A 19,236-nucleotide genomic window follows, 5' to 3' on the forward strand; every position below is an offset into this window, starting at 1 on the left:
CGGGCCGGCGAGTCGAGGAGGTCCGAGAAGGGCCGGCAATCGACGGGCGGGTGGAAAACGGCCACGCGGGGCGGCCTGTCTCGTCGAAACGGTAAAACAAACTCATAGCCGGGCGAGGCCCGGCCGCCCCGCACCCTCCCCCCACCGCCTCGCATGAGGCGGCGAAGACCCATGTCCGAAGAGAAAACCCATGCGTCACGACGGTTCATTGTCCCCGAACGCCCGTCCGCCTATCTTGGCCCGATGAGTACGCGCTGGACACCCGAGAGCTGGAGACAGAAACCCGTCGTGCAGATGCCGACGGACTATCCGGACATGGCCGTCCTGCATCGCGTCGAGGACGAACTGCGCGCCATGCCGCCGCTGGTCTTCGCGGGCGAGGCGCGCCGCCTGACCGCCAAACTGGCCCAGGTCGAGGCCGGAGAGGCCTTCCTGCTGCAGGGCGGCGACTGCGCCGAGAGCTTCAAGGAGTTCTCGACCGACAACATCCGCGACACCTTCCGCCTGATCCTGCAGATGGCCGTCGTCCTGACCTTCGCGGGCCGCAAGCCGGTGGTGAAGGTCGGCCGCATCGCCGGCCAGTTCGCCAAGCCGCGCTCCTCCTCGGTCGAGCAGATCGACGGCGTCGAACTGCCCAGCTACCGCGGCGACATCATCAACGGCATGGCCTTCACGCCCGAAGAGCGCGTGCCCGATCCGCAGCGCCTGATCCGGGCCTACAACCAGTCGGCCTCGACGCTGAACCTGCTGCGCGCCTTCGCCGGCGGCGGCTACGCCGACCTGTACAACATCCACCGCTGGACCATGGGCTTCGCGGCCGACACGGCCTACGGCGCCAGATATCGCGAACTGGCCGACAAGATCACCGAGGCCCTGGCCTTCATGGAGGCTGTCGGCGTCACGCCCGAGACCCATCCGGACCTCAGCCGGGTCGAGGTGTTCACCAGCCACGAGGCCCTGCTGCTCAATCTCGAGAGCGCCCTGACCCGCCTCGACGGCGCCACCGGCGAATGGTTCGACACCTCCGCCCACATGGTCTGGATCGGCGAGCGCACCCGCCAGCTGGACGGCGCCCACGTCGAATTCGCCCGCGGCATCAAGAATCCGATCGGCCTCAAGTGCGGCCCGACCATGGAGCCGGACGACCTGTTGCCGCTGATCGACGTGCTCAACCCGGACAACACGCCCGGCCGACTGACCCTGATCGGCCGCTTCGGGGTGGACAAGGTCGGCGAGCGCCTGCCGCGCCTGATGAAGGCGGTGAAGGACAACGGCAAGCGGGTCATCTGGTCGATCGATCCGATGCACGGCAACACGCTCAAGGCCGGCAACGGCTACAAGACCCGGCCGTTCGAACGCATCCTCGGCGAGGTGAAGGGCTTTATCGACGTGGCCGAGGCCGAGGGCGTCCATCCCGGCGGCGTGCACCTCGAGATGACCGGCCAGAACGTCACCGAATGCCTGGGCGGGGCCCAGGCCCTCACCGAGGACGACCTGTCCAGCCGTTACCACACCCATTGCGATCCGCGCCTCAACGCCGACCAGGCCCTGGAGCTGGCCTTCCTCGTCGCCGAGCGGCTCAAGGCCGGACGGCGTCCGCAGTCCGAGGCGGCGTAGAGGTGGAGGGCGTCGGCCGCCCTGCCGATGACGAACTGCCCGGCCGCTGCGCCTACCAGGGCGCGCCGGGCGCCTTCAGCCACGAGGCCGTCATCGATCTTCGTCCCTGGGACGAACCCGTCGCCTGCGACACCTTCGAGGCGGCCATCGACGCCCTGAAATCGGGCGAGGTCGGCTGCGCCCTGATCCCGGTCGAGAACACCACCATCGGCCGCGTCGAGCCGGCCGCGTCCCTTGTCGAGAAGGCGGGCCTGAGGGTGGTGTCGGAGGTCTGGCGGCCCATCCGTCTGGCCCTGATGGGCACCCCCGGCGCGCGGCTCGGCGACGTCCGGACCGCCGAGAGCCATCCCGCCGCCCTGGGCCAGTGCAAGGGCGTCCTGGCCAGTCTGGGCATCGAGCCGGTCGAGGCCTTCGATACGGCGGGGGCGGCCCGCGCCGTCGCCGAGGCCGGGGATCCCACCCGCGCCGCCGTGGCGCCCCTGCGGGCAGCCGAGGTCTATGAACTGTCGATTCTGCGCAACGACATTCAGGATTCAGCCGACAACCGCACGCGATTTGTCCTGTTGAGCGTCTGAACGGGTTGACGGCGCACGATCCATGCGGCCAATGAGCCCCATGGTCCGCTCGCAAGCCATCGCTGCGACTGCATTCGCCCGCTTCAACGCGGCCGCGGACCTGTATTTCTACGGCTTTCGATACGCCGGCTGAGGCGTTGGGCATCGCGTCCTGACCGCCTCGCCGGCGACCGCTCCGCGACGGAGCGGCGGCTCGCAAAACGCCTCACAAAGCCCATCGAAATCTGAAAGTCCTCCCCGTGTCCCAGTCCATTACCAAGCCCGCCCTCCAGCAAGCCTGGCCGTCCGTCGAACTCTCCGCCGAACAGATGGCCCTGGCCGTCCTGCGCCATGAGATCGACGACCTGGACGACCAGCTGCTGGCCCTGTTCGAACGCCGCCTCGCCATCGCCGCCCTTGTCGGCCAGGCCAAGGACGCGCCGTCCGGCCCCCACGTGAAGCTGCGTCCCGACCGCGAACAGACCGTGCTCGACCGCGTCCTGGCCCAGGCCGAGCCCGACAACCGCGAGGCGGTCGAATCCCTCTGGCGCCAGATCGTCGGCTGGGGCCTGGCCCGTCAGGGCCGGATGCAGGTCCAGGTCTGGTCCCCGGTCGAGCCGACCCGCGCCTTCGACGGCGCCCGTCTCCGCTTCGGCGCCGCCGCCGACATGCGGGCGGTGCGCGATCCCCAGGCCGCGCTCGCCTGGGCCGCCGAGGGTCACGGCGTGGCGGTGCTGGCCGTGAACGCCGGCGATCCGTGGTGGATGGGCCTGCGCCGGGAGTGGGCGTCGCTGAGCGTCTTCGACGGCTTCGGCGGCGAGACGCCCACGGCGCTGGCGGTCGGCAAGATCGATCCGGCGGCCCTGCCCAGCGGCCGGCGCGTGCTGGTCACCGCCGGCGGCGACGCCGGCGACGGCTCGGGCATCCGGCGTCGCGGCCTCGACACCCACCACGGCTGGACCCTGTCCCTGACCGACTCCGTCCTGCCGGTCGGCGGCGACGAGGGCTGCGTGGGCTCGATCGGCTAGAGCGAAATCGGTTCTGATGGACGCAGTCCATCAGGGCTCAGATTTCGCTCCGCTGCGAATCTGGACCATTTTTTGGGTTCAGGTCGATTCGACCTGAAACAAAAATGGTCCAGGGCGGGCGGTCAGATCGCCATATTGTCGATCAGCCGGGTCTTGCCCAGCCAGGCGGCGGCCAGGACCCGGCCCGGGCCGTCGACGGCTCCGGCCTCGAACACCCCCAGATTCTCCGCCCGCCGCACCGCCACATAGTCCACGTGGCTGAAGCCCGCTCGCAGCAGGGCGTCGCGAGCCCCGGCCTCGATGGCGGAGAGGGGGCCTCCCGCCGCCGCCTTCGCCCCGGCCTCGGCCAGCACGCCGTTCAGCCGCCGGGCGACGTCCAGCTGGTCCTCGGACAGGTAGGCGTTGCGCGACGACAGGGCGAGGCCGTGGCCGTCGCGGATGGTCGGCGAGCCGACGATCTCGACGGGGATATCCAGGTCGCGCACCATTCGGCGAACGACGATCAACTGTTGATAATCCTTCTCTCCGAACACCGCGACATCCGGCTGGACCTGGTTCAGCAGTTTGGCGACCACCAGGGCGACGCCGCCGAACATCTGCGGCCGGAACGCGCCTTCCAGCCCCTCGGCCGGCGCGCCGACGGAGATCGTGGTCGTGGCGTCCGCCGGATACATCTCCTCGACCGCGGGGGCGTACATCAGCGCGCACCCCGCGCCGGCCAGCAAGTCCGCGTCCCGGGCCTCGTTCCTCGGATACGACCCGAGATCCTCGTGCGCCGCGAACTGGGTCGGATTGACGAACACGCTGGCCAACACCCGGTCGGCTCGCCGTCCGGCCTCGCGCACCAGGGTCAGGTGGCCGTCATGCAAGGCCCCCATGGTCGGCACGAAGCCGACGGTGAACCCCTGGCGTTTCCACGCGCTTATAGTGGTGCGCAGGGTGGTGACGCCGCGAACAGTGGCCATGAGTGGTGTTTCGGCCATGGTGAACGAATTAACCCTTCGCCTTAAGCGTGCTTGTGAACCGCGCCTCAAAGCCAGGCGTGCAATGTGCCGCTTATGACGCCGAGCCTCATCATCCGTCCAGTGCTGGCCTGTCTGGCCGCCGCCACCCTGTCGGCGTGCGGTCTGGTGGACAGCGATCCGGACCGCTTCGAAAACCTCGCCGAGTCCGTCGCCGCGATCCCGCTGGACGGGTCGGCCGCCCGGACCCCGACGCGCGGCGCCGGGGCTGAAGCCGGTCTGCGGCCCGCGCTCCGGGTCGAGGTGATGGATCCGCACGCCCTGTGGGACGCCCGCGACGGGGACCTTCGCGCCGTGGCCGGCCAACAGGCTCCGCGCCTGATCGCCGCCGCCGCGCCCCCGGTCGTCGAGGCCGTCGTCCACAAGGTTTCGACCCGCATCGACGGCGCCGCGGTCCAGGCCGGATTGCGCCCGGCCCAGCCATCCCGCGCTACCGGCGGCCTGGTCCAGATCGGAGCCTACTCCAGCGAGGCCGCCGCCCGCGCCGCCTGGGCGGAGCTCAGGGACGGCGATGCGGCCCGGGCCCTCGACGGCCTGACGCCGGTGTTCGAGGGGGTCGAGATCGGCGGTCGTCGCCTGACCCGGCTGAAAGTCCGGGCTCCGGCGGCCGGCGCGGCCGCCGTCTGCGCCGCGGCCGGCATCGATGATCCATGGTGCCGCCGCGCGGCGTGATGCGCCGGCGCCTCACATCCACAGTCCGTTGATCGCCGCTCGTTGACGGCGCGCCCCCGCCCGGCGATTCTGGCGTTTCAGGGCTGCGCGTCGAGTCGGCGGCCGGGCAGAGGCATCGAGAGTTCATGGCTGACCCCACGGTCATCGTCGTCGGCAACGAGAAGGGCGGGGCGGGCAAGTCCACGCTCGCCATCCACATCGTCTGCGGCCTGCTGCATGCCGGCAAGACGGTGGCGATCATCGATCTGGACCTGCGCCAGCGGTCCATGGCCAAATTCTTCGCCAATCGCGCCGCCTGGATGGCCGGCAACGATCAGCGCCTGCCCATGCCGGTCGAGCCCGACATGGGCGACGGCAAGGCCCTGGCCAAGGCCGACGAGGCGACCCAGCTGGCCCGCTTCGACGCCGCCTTCGCCGAGGCCCGCGCCGTGGCCGAGGTCATCCTGATCGACACGCCCGGGGGCGACACCCTGCTGTCGCGCACCGCCCATGGCCTCGCCGACCAGATCGTCACACCGATGAACGACAGCTTCGTCGACTTCGACCTACTGGGCCAGGTCGATCCGGTCACCCTCGATCTGCTCAAGCCGTCGATCTATTCCGAAAGCGTCTGGGAGGCGCGCAAGCACCGCGCGGTCACCGAAGGCCGCGCCGCCGCCATCGACTGGATCGTGGTCACCAACCGCCTCGCCGTCGCCGCCGCCCGCAACCGCCAGCGGCTCGAGGAGCGAATGGAGAAGCTGGCCCGCCGGGTCGGCTTCCGCATGGGCCCCGGCCTGCGCGACCGGGTCATCTACCGCGAGCTGTTCCCGTTCGGCCTGACCGTCGCCGACCTGTCCAACGAGGTGCGGCCGGTGGCCGTGTCGCTGGCCCACGTCGCGGCCAGGCAGGAGTTGCGCAACCTGATGCTGGCGCTGGGGCTTGACGGCGGCCAGCTCGACGCGCCGCTGGACGAAGCGGCGTGAGGTCTTGAGCCTGGTCTGGCTGGCGCTGGCGGCGATCGCCGTCTGGGCGCTGGTTCGGCTGGGCCGTCAGACGGAAAGCCCCGGCCGCGGCCACTGGCGCGTCGCCGCCACCCTGTTCAGCGCCGTGCTGATCGCCGGCGCGGTGCTGCTGGCCGCGCGGGGCGCCTGGCTGCCGGCGATCGCGCTCGGCGGCGCGGGCCTGTGGCTGACCCTGTCCTCGCGCCAGCGCGTCGCGCCGCCCCGCACCGAAGCCATGACCGCCGCCGAGGCGCGCTCGCTGCTCGGCGTCGGCGCCGACGCCACGCCGCAACAGATCAACACGGCCTGGAAGCGGCTGATGGCCCGAGCCCACCCCGACCAGGGCGGCACGGAAGGCCTCGCCTCCCGCCTCAACGCGGCGCGGGACCGGCTGCTCAAGCCCTGATCAGGTCGCGGCCTTCTTCGCGGCCGGCTTCCTGGCCGCGGCCTTCTTCGGAGCGGCCTTCTTCGCCGCCGGCTTCTTGGCTGTCGCGGCCTTCTTCGCCGGCGCCTTCTTCCCCTTGGATGGCGCCGCCAGAGCGCGTGCGGCCAGCAGCGGCAGGGCGTCCTCCAGCGTCAGATCCTCCGGCGCCGTGCCCTTGGGCAGGGTGGCGTTGATCTTGCCGGACTTCACATAGGGCCCGAACCGGCCCGCCATGACGTGGATCGGCTCGCCCGTCTCCGGGTGGGCGCCCAGATCCTTCAGCGGCGCGGCCGCGGCTCCGCGCCCGGCGAACTTCCCGGCCCGCTTCTCGGCCAGCAGCACCACCGCCCGGTTCAGCCCGACCTCGAACACCTCGTCGATGTCGGCGACGTTGGCGTAGGTGCCGGCGTGCTGCACGAACGGGCCGTAGCGCCCCAATCCGGCCGTGATCGGCTTGCCGTCCTCCGGGTGCATCCCGACCTCGCGCGGCAGGGCCAGCAGCCGCAGCGCCTGCTCAAGCGACAGCGACGCCGGGGACCAGCCCTTGGGCAGGGAGGAGCGTTTCGGCTTCTCCTCGCCCGGCGGCGTCGTCTCCACATAGGGCCCGAACCGCCCGATCTTCAGGTTGACCGGCTGTCCGGTGACCGGATCGACGCCCAACTCGCGGTCGCCGCCGTCGGCGCCCCCCTCGGCCGCGTCAGGCGACGCCACCGGCCGGGTGTATTTGCAGTCCGGATAGCGCGAGCAGCCGATGAAGGCGCCGAACCGGCTGGTCTTCAGGCTCAGTTGTCCCTGATGGCACAGCGGGCATTCGCGCGGGTCGGAGCCGTCCTCCTTCTGCGGGAAGATGTGCGGGCCCAGCGACTCATTCAGGGCGTCGAGAATGGCCGTGGTGCGCAGTTCGCCGGCGGCCTGGGTGGCGAGGTGGAAGTCGCTCCAGAACTCGCGCAGCAGCACCTTCCAGTTCAGGTTCCCCGCCGACACCTCGTCGAGCCGGGTCTCCAGCGCCGCGGTGAAGTCGTACTCAACCCATTTGCGGAAGAACTGTTCGAGGAAGGCCGTGACCAGCCGTCCCTTGTCCTCGGGATAGAACCGCCCCTTGTCGGCGCGGACGTATTCGCGGTCGCGCAGCGTGGTCAGGATCGAGGCGTAGGTCGACGGCCGGCCGATGCCCAGCTCTTCCAGTTTCTTGACCAGGGTCGCTTCCGAGTAGCGCGGCGGCGGCTCGGTGAAATGCTGTTCGGTGCGGATGGCCTCGACCCTGGCGGCCGCGCCTTCCTTCAGCGCCGGCAGGCGGGTGGTGTCGTCCTCGTCGTCGGCCCCGTCTTTCGGCTTGTCGTCGCGACCCTCTTCATAGACCGCCATGAAGCCGTCGAAGGCGACCACCTGGCCGGTGGCGCGCAGGCCGGTCAGGCCGTCCGGCGTCTCGACCTCGACCGTGGTCCGGTCCAGCCGCGCCGACTCCATCTGGCTGGCGACCATCCGCTTCCAGATCAGCTCGTACAGCCGCGCCAGATCGCTCTCCAGCCGCAGCGTCTCGGGCGCGCGGGCGAGGTTGGTCGGCCGGATGGCCTCGTGCGCCTCCTGGGCGTTCTTGGCCTTGGTCTTGTAGTAGCGCGGCTGCTCGGGAACGTAGGCCGGTCCGAAGCGGCTGCCGATGATCTCGCGCGCCTGGGCGACGCCTTCGGGGCTGACCGACAGGCCGTCGGTCCGCATATAGGTGATCAGGCCGCCCTGGTCGTCGACGCCCTCGTACAGCTTCTGCGCCGCCTGCATCGTCCGCTGCGCCGTGAAGCCGAGCTTGCGCGCCGCTTCCTGCTGCAGGGTCGAGGTCATGAAGGGCGGGGCGGGCGCGCGCTTGACCGGCTTCTTCTCGATCGACCGGATCGTGAACGGCCCGGCCTCGATCGCCTCGCGCGCCGCCGTCGCCATGGCTTCCGAGACGATGTCCAGCCGCTGCACCCGCTTGCCGGCGTGCTTGACCAGACGGGTCGTGAACGGCGGGCTCCCGGCGGTCAGGTCGGCCTCGACCGACCAGTATTCCTGCGCCTTGAACCGCTCGATCTCCATCTCGCGATCGACCACGATGCGCAGCGCTACCGACTGCACCCGGCCGGCCGAGCGCGCGCCCGGCAGCTTGCGCCACAGCACCGGCGACAGGGTGAAACCGACCAGATAGTCCAGCGCCCGGCGGGCCAGATAGGCTTCGACCAGCTCCATGTCGAGCTGGCGCGGATTGGCCATCGCCTCCAGCACGGCGGTCTTGGTGATGGCGTTGAAGGTGACCCGCTCGACGTGGGTGTCCTTGAGCGCCTTCTTCTTGGTCAGGATCTCCAGTACGTGCCAGCTGATCGCCTCGCCCTCGCGGTCCGGGTCGGTGGCGAGGATGACGCGGTCGGCCTTCTTCGCCGCCTCGGCGATCTCCGACATCCGCTTGGAGGCCTTGGCGTCGATCTCCCACGACATGGCGAAATCGTCGTCGGGCAGGACCGAACCGTCCTTCGACGGCAGGTCGCGGACGTGCCCGTAGGACGCCAGGACGGTGAAGTCCGGGCCCAGGTATTTATTGATGGTCTTGGCCTTTGCGGGGCTCTCGACGACGACGAGGTTCATGCGGGGAGGGGGCCTTGAAGGGGGCTCGAAAGGGGGCGGAACGTGGTTGGCGCGGGCGTCGCTGTCAATCGCCGCCGGAATTCGGAGGTTCGATCAGAGGGAAACCAGCCCTCCCGGCAGCAGGCTCGCCCGGCCGGCCAGGCTCAGTTCCAGCAGGGCCGCGGCGACCAGCCCGACCGGCGCGGACAGCGCCCGGGCCAGTTCGTCGCGCGGCGTCGGCGTCGGCGACAGCAGGGCGGCGACACGCTCGAGGAAGGCGTCGTCCACGTCGTCCGGCGCCCCGGCGAACGGGTTGTCGGCTGGCGGCTCGCGCAGAGTGCGCAGGGTCGAGAAGGCGCGCTCGACGTCCTCCAGCCCCTCGCACAGGATCGCGCCCTGCCGCAGCAGTTCGTTCGGGCCGCGCGATCTGGGGTCCAGCGGCGAGCCCGGCACGGCGAACACGTCGCGCCCCTGTTCGCCTGCCAGCCGGGCCGTGATCAGCGAACCGGAGCGCAGTTCCGCCTCGACCACGATGACGCCGCGCGACAGGCCCGAGATGATGCGGTTGCGGCGCGGGAAATCCTTGGCCTGCGCCCGCGCCCCGACAGGGCTCTCCGAGACGATGCAGCCCTGTTCGGCGATCTGGCGGTACAGGTCGGCGTTGTCCGGCGGATAGACATCGTCGACGCCGCCGCCCAGCACCGCCACCGTCCCGGTCGGCAGGGCCCCGGCGTGGGCCGCGCCGTCAATGCCGCGCGCCAGCCCCGACACCACCACGTGGCCGGCTTCGCCCAGCTGCTGCGACAGGCCCCGGGCGATGCGCTGCCCGCCCGCCGAGGCGATCCGCGCCCCGACCACGGCGATGCAGGGGCGGCCCATCAGGGCGGCGTCGCCCAGCGTCCACAGCAACGGCGGTGCCGGATCGACGGCGGCCAGCATCCCGGGATAGGCCGCGTCGCCCAGCACGATCAGCCGCGCCCCGATCCGGGCGCCGGCTTCGATCTCCGCTTCGATATCCGCGATGGGGGGCACATCATGCCCATGCCCGCCGCCGCGCCGGAGCAGGTCGGGCAGGGCCGCGATGGCCCGTTCGGCTGTGCCGAACCGGTCCAGCAACTGTTTGAAGGTGACCGGCCCGACCCGGTCGGTCCGGGCCAGTCGCAATCGGGCGAACCGCTCCGTCTCCGGCAGCGGCGCCCGGCCGGTCACGCCTTCCCGGCGCCGATGCGGGGCTCGGTCCCCTTGAGCAGGCGGGTGATGTTCTGATGATGCCGCACCCAGATCAGCGCCGCGGTGAAGGCGGCCAGCACCAGGACCGGCGCGGGTGTCGGCAGGCCCAGCGCCGCCAGCGGAAGCAGGGCGTAGAGCGGGGCGGCGGCGGAAGAGACGAGGGCCGCCAGCGAGGATATCCGGAACAGGGCGGCGACCAGCAGCCAGGTGGCCCCCGCCAGCAGGCCCAGCGGCCAGGCCGCCGCCAGCATCAGGCCGAAGAAGGTGGCCACCCCCTTGCCGCCCTTGAACCCGAGCCAGACGGGGAACAGGTGGCCGAGGAAGGCCGCGCCGCCCGCCACCGCGGCCATCGCCGGAACGCCGGGGAACAGGTATCGCGCCAGCAGCAGCGCCGCCGCGCCCTTGCCGGCGTCGAGCAGCAGGGTGGCGATGGCCAGGTCCTTGCGGCCGGTCCTCAGCACATTGGTCGCGCCGATGTTGCCCGAGCCGATCTGGCGCACGTCCCCGGCGCCGGCGGCGCGGGTCAGGATCACTCCGAACGGAATGGAGCCCAGCAAATAGCCGCCCACAGCCACGAGGGCGAGCGTGCCGAGCGCCGGGCCGACCAGATCCTGCAAGTGATTCGCTCCCCTTTAACGTGCGTCGTGGACGATGCGTCCGCCGACGACGGTGAGCAAGACCTTCCCTTGCAGGCGGCGGCCGTCGAACGGCGAGTTCTTCGACTTGGACTTCAGGGCGTCGGCGTCGATCACCACTGGCGCGCCCGGGTCGAACAGCATCAGGTCGGCGGGCGCGCCGGCCTTCAGCACCCCGGCCTCCAGCCCCAGCAGCGTGGCGGGGCCGCAGGTCAGGGGGCGCAGCACATCCAGCAGGTCCAGCCCGTCCTCGTGGTGCAGCGACAGCGCCGCCGGCAGCAGCGTCTCCAGACCCACGGCGCCCGGCGTCGCCTCGGCGAACGGGCGGCGCTTGTCCTCGGCCGGGGCGGGGGCGTGGGCCGAGGTGATGGCGTCGATCAGCCCGTCGCGCACCGCCTCGATCAGCGCCTGCCGGTCGCTCTCGGGCCGCAGCGGCGGGTCCATCCGGTAGAAGGTCCGGTAGTCGCCGATGTCGATCTCGTTGAAGCACAGGTGGTTGATCGAAACCGAGGCCGCGACCTCCAGTCCCCGGGCCCGGGCCCGCGCCAGCGTCTCCAGCGCGCCTTCGGTTGAGATCTGGTCGACAAGGAAGCGCGCGCCGGTCTGTTCGACCAGGGCCAGATCCCGCTCCAGCTGGATGCGTTCGGCGATGGCCGGCGCCGAGGCCAGCCCCAGCCGCGTCGCCAGCTCGCCCGAGGTGGCCACCGCCCCCTCGCTCAGCCAGGGATCTGCCGGGCGGCACGAGATCAGGGCGTTGAACGCCGCCGCATAGCCCATCACCCGCAACAGCATCCGGCTGTTGGCGATCACCCGGTCGACATCGGTGAAATAGAGCGCCCCGGCCTCGTCCATCAGGCCGATCTCGGCCATGCGGACGCCGTCTCGACCCTTGGTCGCCGCGCCCGCCGCCCGCACATTGACCAGTCCCAGCGCCGCGCCGCGTCGCTGGATGAACTCGATCATGGCGGGATCGTCGATCGACGGGTCGGTGTCCGGCTGGATGACGATGGTGGTCACCCCGCCCGCGGCCGCCGACAGCGAGGCCGATTTCAGCGTTTCCTTCGGTTCCGCCCCCGGCTCGCCGGTCTTGACCCGGATGTCGATCAGGCCGGGCGACAGGCACAGGCCGCCCGCATCGACGGCCTCGACTCCCTGCGGCGCCGCCGCGCCATGGCCGTGGATGACCTCGACGATCCGCCCGTCCTCGACCAGCACCGCGCCCGGGCCGTCGTAGTCGGAGGCCGCGTCCAGCAGCCGTGCGTTCAGGACAGCGAGCGCACTCATGCCCCGGCTCCCTCGCGCCGCACGGACAGGGCGGCCAGCACCGCCATCCGCGCCGCCACGCCCATCTCGACCTGATCCTGGATCAGCGACACGGTCAGGTCGTCGGCCACGTCGGAATCGATCTCCACGCCCCGATTCATCGGGCCCGGGTGCATCACCTTCGCCCCCGGGTTCGCCCAGGCCAGTTTCTCGCGATCCAGACCCCAGAAGCGGAAATACTCGCGGGTCGAGGGCACCAGCGCGCCCTCCATCCGCTCCAGCTGCAGCCGCAGCATCATCACCACGTCCACGCCCTGCAGGCCCTCGCGCATGTCGTGGAACACCTCGCAGCCCCAGCGGTCGGCGTCGCCCGGCACCAGCGTCGGCGGCCCGATCAGCCGCACCCGCGCGCCCATCATCGACAGCAGCGCCACATTCGAGCGCGCCACCCGGCTGTGGGCGATGTCGCCGCAGATCGCCACGCTCAGCCCGCCCACGTCGCCAAAGGCCCGGCGCAGGCTCAGCAGGTCCAGCAGCGCCTGGGTCGGATGCTCGTGCCGCCCGTCGCCGGCGTTGACCACCGCGCAGCCGACCTTCTGCGACAGCAGGGCCGCGGCGCCCGAGGCCGAGTGGCGGACCACCAGCACGTCCGGCTTCATGGCGTTCAGCGTCGCCGCCGTGTCGATCAGGGTTTCGCCCTTGGTCAGGGACGAGGTGCGGGGGGACAGCGCGGTCACGTCCGCCCCCAGCCGCTTGGCCGCGATCTCGAACGAGGCGCTGGTCCGGGTCGAGCTTTCGAAAAACAGGTTCATCACCGTGCGGCCGCGCATCAGGTCCAGCGACTTCGACGATTGCCGGTTGAAGTCGACGAAGGCGTCGGCCAGGTCCAGCAGCGGCGGCACGGTGGCGGCGTTCAGGTCGCCTGCGGACAGGAAATGATCGCGCGGGAACGGCGCCAGCCGCTCGTGGATCAGGTCGGTGACGGCGGCGGGCTGGGTCATCGAAGCCGGGCTATAGGGCGGACTCACGCCAGATGGAATAGGGCCAGAAGAACCGGGATGCTGATCGCGCTCCCTACGGTCGTTAAAGCCACGATTCCCGCCATCAGCGGCGCGTCCCCGCCCATCTGCCGCGCGAGGATGTAGCTGGCCGCAGCCCCGGGCGCCGCGCCGCACAGCAGGGCGATGCCCTGGGCCGTCTGGTCGCCGCCGTAGAGCACGCACAGGCCCCACATCAGCGGCGGCGTGACGACCAGTTTGACGAAGGAGACCAGGCCGATGGTGATTTTGCGCCGCGCCACCTCGGCGAAGCTCAGACCCGCGCCGGCCACGATCAGCCCCAGCGGCAAGGCCGCCCCGCCGAGCAACTCCAGCGTCTCCGAGATCCCCGACAGCCTCGGAACGCCCGCCAGATTCAGGCCCAGCCCGATCAGACAGGCCAGCAGGATCGGGTTCGACAGAATCGCTCTCGCCAGCGACAGCGGCGACATCGCCCGCTGGTCCGCGCCCCAGCGCACCAGCACGATGACGCACAGGATGTTGGTCACCGGGATCATCGCCGCGATCACCACCGCCGCCAGCGCCAGCCCGTCGGTCCCGTAGACCGCCTGGATCACCGGCAGGAAGACGAAGCTGTTCCAGCGGATCGCCCCCTGGAACACGCTGGTGAAAGCCGGGCCATCGAGCTTCATCAGCGGCTTCAGCGCCAGCGTCAGGGTGGCGATGATCACCACCGAGGTCACCGCCGCGGCCCCCGCCGCGCCCGCACCCCCGCCCGATATGTCGGCGTTCCAGATCGCCGGGATCAGGAAGCCCGGATAGAGGATGTGGATCGACAGCTTCTCGACCGGCCGCCACGTCGCATCGGGCAGAAAGTCGGACCGGCGCAGGCCGTAGCCGATGGCGATGAGCACGAAGACCGGGACGACCCCGGCGAACAGCGCGCCCATCAGCCCCTCAACCGGTCCAGCGCGCCCTGCAGGATCCAGGCGGCGGCGGTGCGGTCGACCACATTGGCCCGCCGCTTGCGGTTCAGGTCCAGCTCCCCGATCAGGAACCGCTCGACCGCGCTCGTCGACAGCCGCTCGTCCTGGAAGGCCACGGGCACCTCGCGCAGCCGCTGCAGATTGCGCGCGAAGGCCCGGCACGACTGCGCCCGCGGCCCCTCGCTGCCGTCCATGTTCAGCGGCAGGCCGATGACCAGCCCCGACGCCTTGCGCCCGTCCATCACCTTCAGCACCGCATTGGCGTCGTCGGTGAACTTCGTCTTGCGGATCAGCACCAGCGGGCTGGCGATCATCCGCGTCGCGTCCGACGCCGCCACCCCGATGGTCTTCTCGCCGAGGTCCAGCCCCAGCCACGGCGTGCCGGGCGGGGTCGAGGCGGCGAGCTCTTCGAGGGTCATGACGGTCACGGCCTGCCGGTAGGACTGGCGCGGGCCCGTGTCAAAGTGCAAAGCTCCGGCCACGTTTGACGGGGAGGGTCATCCAATGAAGCCGCTTCTGTTCCTTACCGCCCTGATCGGGCTGGCCGCCTGTGATACCGGCGTCGAAAGCCGCAAGGAGGCGGTGCCGCCGGCCGAGCGGGCCGCTCCGGCCGCCGCCGAACCCCCCGAGGCCCGTCCGTCCGGCCCGTCGCAGACCGTGCGGCCCTCGACCGACGCCGGTCTCGCGATGGCCGCCTCCGTCGATTTCGTCCAGCCTCTGAACGACCATGGCTACAGCGCCAAGCTGATCAGCCTGTCCGGCGGCGATCCGGCGGCCAACGGCAATCACCTGTATCTGGTCTTCTTCAAGGGCCCGGCCGAGGGCCACGCCGTGTTCCCGCTGGGCGATTTCGCCAGCTGGGAAGTCGAGCAGCAGGAGGTCCAGCTGGTGCTCAAGGTTTCGCAGGACGTGGTTGGCCCCGACGGCGCCGTGACCCGCGGCCCCGAGCGCCGGATCATCGTCGGCTATGCGCCCGGCGGTCCCGAGGCGACGGCCCCTGACACCGTGACCATCACGCCGGCCCGGTGAGCGGTTCCGGAGATCTGGCCCGCAACCGGGCGACCGTCGCGGGCTACGACGCCACCGCCGCGGATTATGCGGCCGAAACCGATCACGCTCCCACGGCGGATCATGTCGAGGCCCTGGACCGCCTCGCCGCCTCGGTCGGGCCCGGCGGCCGGGTGCTGGAGGTCGCTTCGGGTCCCGGCTGGGACGCCGACCGGCTGGAGAACCTCGGCGTGCAGGTCCGGCGGACGGACCTGTCGAAGGGCTTCATCGCCGTCCAGCGCGAGCGCGGCCGGACCGTGGATCAACTGGACCTGATCACCGGCGATCTGGGCGGCCCCTGGGACGGCATCGTCGCCCTCTATGTCATCCAGCATGTCGGCCGCGAGCTTGTAGACGGGGTCATCGGCCGGATCGCGGCGGCGCTCCGTCCTGGCGGCGCGCTGCTGATGTCCTTTCAGGAGGGCGAGGGCGAGGAGACCATCGTCGCGCCGGAAGGGACGTATCAGGAGGTGCGCTGGCGCGAGGCCGAGATGACCGACTGCCTGTCGCGGCATGGCCTCGCCGTCGACTGGCGATCCACCTTCGACGGCCGAAGGGCCGTCTGGATCACGGTAATCGCGCGCCGTTCTTGAGATTTGGGGACCGGCCCGCTAATCCCGCCCCTTCACGTTCGCCGCTGGAGCCCCGATGGCTATCGACGCAGAGACGGTGAGGAGGGTCGCCCACCTCGCCCGCATCAAGACCCCGGAAGACCGCCTGGAGCCGCTGGCGCAGGAGCTGAACGGCATCCTCGCCTGGATCGAGCAGCTCAACGAGGTCGACGTCGACGGCGTCGAGCCGATGACCTCCAACGTGGCCCAGCCGCTGCGTCTCCGCGACGACGTCGTCACCGACGGCGGCAAGGTCGAGGCCGTGCTGTCCAACGCCCCGAAATCCGCCGACGGCTTCTTCGTGGTCCCGAAGGTGGTCGAATAGAATGTCCGACCTCACCAGACTCACGCTGAAAGCCGCGCTCGACGGCCTGAAGGCGAAATCTTTCTCCTCCGAGGAGCTGACCCGCGCCTTCGTCGCCAACATCGACGCCGCCAATCCGGCCCTCAACGCCTACGTCATCCAGACCACGGACAAGGCCCTCGACATGGCCCGCGCCGCCGACGCCCGCATCGCGCGCGGCGAAGGCGGAGCCCTCGAAGGCGCGCCGCTCGGCATCAAGGACCTGTTCTGCACCGACGGCGTCCAGACCACGGCCGGCTCCAACATCCTGCGCGGTTTCGTCCCGCCCTATGAGTCCACCGTCACGTCCAACCTGTGGCGCGACGGCGCGGTCATGCTCGGCAAGCTGAACATGGATGAGTTCGCCATGGGCTCGTCGAACGAGACCAGCGCCTTCGGTCCGGTGGTCAATCCGTGGAAGTCGCGCGCCTCCAACGCCGACCTGACCCCGGGCGGCTCCTCGGGCGGTTCGGCCTCGGCCGTGGCCGGCGACCTGTGCCTGGCCGCGACCGCCTCCGACACCGGCGGCTCGATCCGCCAGCCCGCCGCCTTCACCGGCACGGTCGGCATGAAGCCCACCTACGGCCGCGCAAGCCGCTTCGGCATGGTCGCCTTCGCCAGTTCGCTGGATCAGGCCGGCCCGATCGCGAAAACGGTCGAGGACGCCGCCATCCTGCTGCGTTCGATGTGCTCCTTCGATCCGAAGGACTCGACCAGCCTCGACGTCGAAACCCCCGACTGGACGCAATCGCTCGGCAAGGGCGTCAGGGGCCTGCGCATCGGCGTGCCCAAGGAGTACGTCGTCGACGGCATGCCCGCCGAAATCCAGGCGCTGTGGGACCAGGGCGTCCAGTGGCTCAAGGCCGCCGGCGCCGAGATCGTCGAGATCAGCCTGCCGCACACCAGATACGCCCTGCCGGCCTACTACATCATCGCCCCGGCCGAGGCCTCGTCCAACCTCGCCCGCTACGACGGCATGCGCTTCGGCCACCGGGCGGAGACGGCGTCCAGCCTGACCGACCTGTATGAGACGACCCGCGCCGAGGGCTTCGGCAAGGAGGTCCAGCGCCGCCTGACCATCGGCGCCTATGTCCTGTCGGCCGGATTCTATGACGCCTACTACGTCCGCGCGCTGAAGGTCCGCCGCCGCATCGCCATGGATTTCGACGCCGTCTGGGACAAGGTCGACGCCATCCTGACCCCGTCCACCCCTTCGGCCGCCTTCGCCCTCGGCGACAAGCAGATCGACCCGCTGCAGATGTATCTGAACGACATCTTCACCGTCACCGCCAACCTCGCCGGCCTGCCGGGCATCTCGGTGCCCGCCGGCGTCGACAAGGGCGGCCTCCCGCTCGGTCTGCAGGTCATCGGCAAGGCGCTGGACGAGGCGACGGTGTTCCAGGTCGCGGACGTGCTGGAGCAGTCGGCGGGCTTCACAGCCCGGCCGGAGAAGTGGTGGTGATGAAGCGTTTCGTCAGCACGGGCTTCATGGCGATCTACTGGATCGCCCTGCCGGTTACCGCGCTGGCCATGGTCGGGCTGGGTTACGCTGTGCTGGTGCCCGGCGCTGTCTTCACTCCTGGTGCGCGCCCCGGTTTCTGGATGTCCTTCCTCCTGTCGACGGTGCTTACACTGCTGATCGTCTGGCGGCTCTGGACTCACGACCGCGCGCGCAGATGCGCCAATGAACACGCCTCATCGATTGAGGACTCGAGAAGCGACAATGACTGAGACCACCACCAAAACCATCCAGGGCCGCACTGGCCCGTGGGAGCTCGTCATGGGGCTGGAGATCCACGCCCAGGTGGCGTCGAAGGCCAAGTTGTTCTCCGGGGCCGCGGTCGGCTTCGGCGCGGGTCCGAACGAGCAGGTGTCGCTGGTCGACGCCGGCTTCCCCGGCATGCTGCCCGTGCTCAACAAATTCTGCGTCGAACAGGCGGTCCGCACCGGCCTCGGCCTCAATGCGCGGATCAACAGGCGCAGCCAGTTCGACCGGAAGAACTATTTCTACCCCGACCTGCCGACCGGCTATCAGATCAGCCAGCTCTACTTCCCGATCGTCGGCGAGGGGGTCGTCGAGGTGGAGGCCGAGGACGGCTCCTTCTTCAACGTCGGCATCGAGCGCCTGCATCTGGAACAGGACGCGGGCAAGCTGATCCACGACCTGTCGCCGACCGAGTCCTACGTCGACCTCAACCGCGCCGGCACGGCCCTGATGGAGATCGTCTCCAGGCCGGACATCCGCTCGCCCGAAGAGGCCGTCGCCTACGTCAAGAAGATCCGGACCATCCTGATCTATCTGGGCACCTGCGATGGCGACATGGAGAAGGGCAATCTGCGCGCCGACGTCAACGTCTCGGTCTGCCGCCCGGGCCAGTACGAGAAGTTCAAGGCGACCGGCGACTTCAGCCATCTGGGCACGCGCTGCGAGATCAAGAACGTCAACTCGTTCCGCTTCATCAGCCAGGCCATCAACTACGAGGCCCGGCGCCAGATCGAGATCCTCGAGGACGGCGGCTCCATCACCCAGGAGACCCGCCTCTACGATCCGACGGCGGGCGAGACCCGGTCGATGCGCTCCAAGGAAGAGGCGATGGACTATCGCTACTTCCCCGACCCCGACCTGCTGCCGCTCGAAATCGAGCAGGCGTGGATCGACGAGATCAAGGCCTCGCTGCCCGAGTTGCCCGACGAGAAGCGCCGTCGTCTGATGAGCCAGTACGGCCTGTCGCAATACGACGCCGTGGTGCTGACCTCTGATCAGGCCAAGGCTGACTATTTCGAGGCCGCCGCCGAGGGCCGTGACGCCAAGCTCGTCGCCAACTGGGTCACCAACGAGCTGTCGGCGCGTCTGGCCGCGCGGGGCGAGGACTTCGCCGGCTGCTGGATGCCGCCGTCGCAGGTCGCCGAACTGGTGGCCCTGATCGAGGAGGGGGTCATCTCCTCGAAGATGGCCAAGGAGGTCTTCGAACACGTCTGCGCCGGCGAGGGCTCGCCGCGTCAGGTGGTCGAGGCGCGCGGCCTGGTCCAGGTGACCGACACCGGCGCCATCGAAAAGGCTGTCGACGAGATCATCGCCGCCAACCCCGACAAGGCCGCCGCCGTCGCCGAAAAGCCCCAGGCCATCGGCTGGTTCGTCGGCCAGGTCATGAAGGCCACCGGCGGCAAGGCCAACCCGGCCGCGGTCAACGACATCCTGAAGGCGAAGCTGGGGTTGTAGACGCCGTCCTG

General features: G+C 70.2%; 20 protein-coding genes. 12 read left to right on the top strand and 8 right to left on the bottom strand.

The window, feature by feature from the left end:
- Positions 1–243: 243 nt before the first annotated feature.
- From VEB62_RS08335 to VEB62_RS08345, 3 genes are all read left to right on the top strand, one after another.
- The gene (locus VEB62_RS08335; protein WP_324797959.1) at positions 244–1,617 is read left to right on the top strand and encodes a class II 3-deoxy-7-phosphoheptulonate synthase; all 1,374 of its coding nucleotides are present in this window, start codon (positions 244–246) and stop codon (positions 1,615–1,617) included.
- 2 nt (positions 1,618–1,619) lie between these two features.
- Positions 1,620–2,192: a prephenate dehydratase domain-containing protein gene (locus tag VEB62_RS08340; protein ID WP_324797962.1), complete on the top strand. Its 573-nt coding sequence runs from the start codon at positions 1,620–1,622 to the stop codon at positions 2,190–2,192.
- Between the two features lie 239 nt (positions 2,193–2,431).
- Complete coding sequence (locus VEB62_RS08345) at positions 2,432–3,199, top strand: chorismate mutase (RefSeq protein ID WP_324797964.1); 768 nt, start codon at positions 2,432–2,434, stop codon at positions 3,197–3,199.
- Positions 3,200–3,321: 122 nt separating this feature from the next.
- Here VEB62_RS08345 and panC read toward each other — a convergent pair whose 3' ends face one another.
- Positions 3,322–4,164, bottom strand: coding sequence for a pantoate--beta-alanine ligase (gene panC / locus VEB62_RS08350; protein WP_324797967.1), 843 nt, complete (start codon positions 4,162–4,164; stop codon positions 3,322–3,324).
- Between the two features lie 93 nt (positions 4,165–4,257).
- Between panC and VEB62_RS08355 the strand changes: the two genes are divergently transcribed.
- The 3 genes from VEB62_RS08355 to VEB62_RS08365 all read left to right on the top strand — a co-directional run bounded on the left by VEB62_RS08355 (position 4,258) and on the right by VEB62_RS08365 (position 6,282).
- Entirely contained in the window at positions 4,258–4,893 is a 636-nt protein-coding gene (locus VEB62_RS08355; RefSeq protein ID WP_324797969.1) for an SPOR domain-containing protein, read from the top strand.
- Between the two features lie 125 nt (positions 4,894–5,018).
- Positions 5,019–5,858, top strand: coding sequence for a division plane positioning ATPase MipZ (locus VEB62_RS08360; protein WP_324797972.1), 840 nt, complete (start codon positions 5,019–5,021; stop codon positions 5,856–5,858).
- A 4-nt stretch (positions 5,859–5,862) separates the two neighbouring features.
- The gene (locus VEB62_RS08365) at positions 5,863–6,282 is read left to right on the top strand and encodes a J domain-containing protein (protein WP_324797975.1); all 420 of its coding nucleotides are present in this window, start codon (positions 5,863–5,865) and stop codon (positions 6,280–6,282) included.
- Here the strand turns inward: VEB62_RS08365 and topA are convergent, their stop codons facing one another.
- The 7 genes from topA to ruvX all read right to left on the bottom strand — a co-directional run bounded on the left by topA (position 6,283) and on the right by ruvX (position 14,432).
- Positions 6,283–8,913 (bottom strand): type I DNA topoisomerase, encoded by a 2,631-nt coding sequence (gene topA / locus VEB62_RS08370; protein ID WP_324797978.1) that lies wholly within the window; start codon positions 8,911–8,913, stop codon positions 6,283–6,285. It abuts the gene before it with no gap.
- A 93-nt stretch (positions 8,914–9,006) separates the two neighbouring features.
- Positions 9,007–10,101 carry a DNA-processing protein DprA gene (dprA, locus tag VEB62_RS08375; protein WP_324797980.1) on the bottom strand — a complete coding sequence of 365 codons (1,095 nt, stop codon included), beginning with the start codon at positions 10,099–10,101 and terminating at the stop codon, positions 9,007–9,009.
- Positions 10,098–10,739, bottom strand: coding sequence for a glycerol-3-phosphate 1-O-acyltransferase PlsY (gene plsY / locus VEB62_RS08380; protein WP_324797983.1), 642 nt, complete (start codon positions 10,737–10,739; stop codon positions 10,098–10,100). The genes dprA and plsY overlap by 4 nt, the downstream gene beginning before the upstream one ends.
- A gap of 15 nt (positions 10,740–10,754) precedes the next feature.
- On the bottom strand, positions 10,755–12,041 hold the full coding sequence (locus tag VEB62_RS08385) for a dihydroorotase (protein WP_324797985.1): 1,287 nt from the start codon (positions 12,039–12,041) through the stop codon (positions 10,755–10,757).
- On the bottom strand, positions 12,038–13,021 hold the full coding sequence (locus tag VEB62_RS08390; RefSeq protein WP_324797987.1) for an aspartate carbamoyltransferase catalytic subunit: 984 nt from the start codon (positions 13,019–13,021) through the stop codon (positions 12,038–12,040). Before VEB62_RS08390 ends, VEB62_RS08385 begins: the two co-directional genes overlap by 4 nt.
- 23 nt (positions 13,022–13,044) lie before the next feature.
- Positions 13,045–13,968, bottom strand: a complete 924-nt coding sequence (locus tag VEB62_RS08395) for an AEC family transporter (RefSeq protein ID WP_324797989.1) — start codon at positions 13,966–13,968, stop codon at positions 13,045–13,047.
- Positions 13,968–14,432: a Holliday junction resolvase RuvX gene (gene ruvX / locus VEB62_RS08400; protein WP_324797992.1), complete on the bottom strand. Its 465-nt coding sequence runs from the start codon at positions 14,430–14,432 to the stop codon at positions 13,968–13,970. Before ruvX ends, VEB62_RS08395 begins: the two co-directional genes overlap by 1 nt.
- Positions 14,433–14,508: 76 nt before the next feature.
- Here ruvX and VEB62_RS08405 point away from each other — a divergent pair, with 76 nt between their 5' ends.
- The 6 genes from VEB62_RS08405 to gatB are packed head-to-tail and all read left to right on the top strand — an operon-like array spanning position 14,509 to position 19,225.
- Complete coding sequence (locus VEB62_RS08405) at positions 14,509–15,033, top strand: hypothetical protein (RefSeq protein ID WP_324797994.1); 525 nt, start codon at positions 14,509–14,511, stop codon at positions 15,031–15,033.
- Entirely contained in the window at positions 15,030–15,644 is a 615-nt protein-coding gene (locus tag VEB62_RS08410; RefSeq protein ID WP_324797996.1) for a class I SAM-dependent methyltransferase, read from the top strand. Before VEB62_RS08405 ends, VEB62_RS08410 begins: the two co-directional genes overlap by 4 nt.
- A gap of 55 nt (positions 15,645–15,699) precedes the next feature.
- Positions 15,700–15,987: an Asp-tRNA(Asn)/Glu-tRNA(Gln) amidotransferase subunit GatC gene (gene gatC / locus VEB62_RS08415; RefSeq protein ID WP_324797999.1), complete on the top strand. Its 288-nt coding sequence runs from the start codon at positions 15,700–15,702 to the stop codon at positions 15,985–15,987.
- A 1-nt stretch (position 15,988) separates the two neighbouring features.
- Entirely contained in the window at positions 15,989–17,467 is a 1,479-nt protein-coding gene (gene gatA / locus VEB62_RS08420) for an Asp-tRNA(Asn)/Glu-tRNA(Gln) amidotransferase subunit GatA (RefSeq protein ID WP_324798002.1), read from the top strand.
- Positions 17,467–17,736: a hypothetical protein gene (locus VEB62_RS08425; RefSeq protein ID WP_324798005.1), complete on the top strand. Its 270-nt coding sequence runs from the start codon at positions 17,467–17,469 to the stop codon at positions 17,734–17,736. Before gatA ends, VEB62_RS08425 begins: the two co-directional genes overlap by 1 nt.
- Positions 17,729–19,225, top strand: a complete 1,497-nt coding sequence (gatB, locus tag VEB62_RS08430; protein ID WP_324798008.1) for an Asp-tRNA(Asn)/Glu-tRNA(Gln) amidotransferase subunit GatB — start codon at positions 17,729–17,731, stop codon at positions 19,223–19,225. The genes VEB62_RS08425 and gatB overlap by 8 nt, the downstream gene beginning before the upstream one ends.
- The last annotated feature ends 11 nt before the right edge of the window (positions 19,226–19,236 follow it).

Origin of the sequence: Brevundimonas sp., assembly GCF_035626975.1 — a bacterium.
In the GTDB taxonomy this organism is placed as follows: Bacteria; Pseudomonadota; Alphaproteobacteria; order Caulobacterales; family Caulobacteraceae; genus Brevundimonas.

Excerpts from the sequence above, each read along its gene's own strand:
- VEB62_RS08360 (WP_324797972.1), top strand. The coding sequence starts at position 5,019 with ATGGCTGACCCCACGGTCATCGTCGTCGGCAACGAGAAGGGCGGGGCG.
- gatA (WP_324798002.1), top strand. The coding sequence starts at position 15,989 with ATGTCCGACCTCACCAGACTCACGCTGAAAGCCGCGCTCGACGGCCTG.
- gatC (WP_324797999.1), top strand. The coding sequence starts at position 15,700 with ATGGCTATCGACGCAGAGACGGTGAGGAGGGTCGCCCACCTCGCCCGC.
- VEB62_RS08390 (WP_324797987.1), bottom strand. The coding sequence starts at position 13,021 with ATGACCCAGCCCGCCGCCGTCACCGACCTGATCCACGAGCGGCTGGCG.
- VEB62_RS08405 (WP_324797994.1), top strand. The coding sequence starts at position 14,509 with ATGAAGCCGCTTCTGTTCCTTACCGCCCTGATCGGGCTGGCCGCCTGT.
- gatB (WP_324798008.1), top strand. The coding sequence starts at position 17,729 with ATGACTGAGACCACCACCAAAACCATCCAGGGCCGCACTGGCCCGTGG.
- panC (WP_324797967.1), bottom strand. The coding sequence starts at position 4,164 with ATGGCCACTGTTCGCGGCGTCACCACCCTGCGCACCACTATAAGCGCG.
- VEB62_RS08385 (WP_324797985.1), bottom strand. The coding sequence starts at position 12,041 with ATGAGTGCGCTCGCTGTCCTGAACGCACGGCTGCTGGACGCGGCCTCC.
- topA (WP_324797978.1), bottom strand. The coding sequence starts at position 8,913 with ATGAACCTCGTCGTCGTCGAGAGCCCCGCAAAGGCCAAGACCATCAAT.
- VEB62_RS08355 (WP_324797969.1), top strand. The coding sequence starts at position 4,258 with ATGACGCCGAGCCTCATCATCCGTCCAGTGCTGGCCTGTCTGGCCGCC.
- VEB62_RS08425 (WP_324798005.1), top strand. The coding sequence starts at position 17,467 with ATGAAGCGTTTCGTCAGCACGGGCTTCATGGCGATCTACTGGATCGCC.
- VEB62_RS08335 (WP_324797959.1), top strand. The coding sequence starts at position 244 with ATGAGTACGCGCTGGACACCCGAGAGCTGGAGACAGAAACCCGTCGTG.
- VEB62_RS08395 (WP_324797989.1), bottom strand. The coding sequence starts at position 13,968 with ATGGGCGCGCTGTTCGCCGGGGTCGTCCCGGTCTTCGTGCTCATCGCC.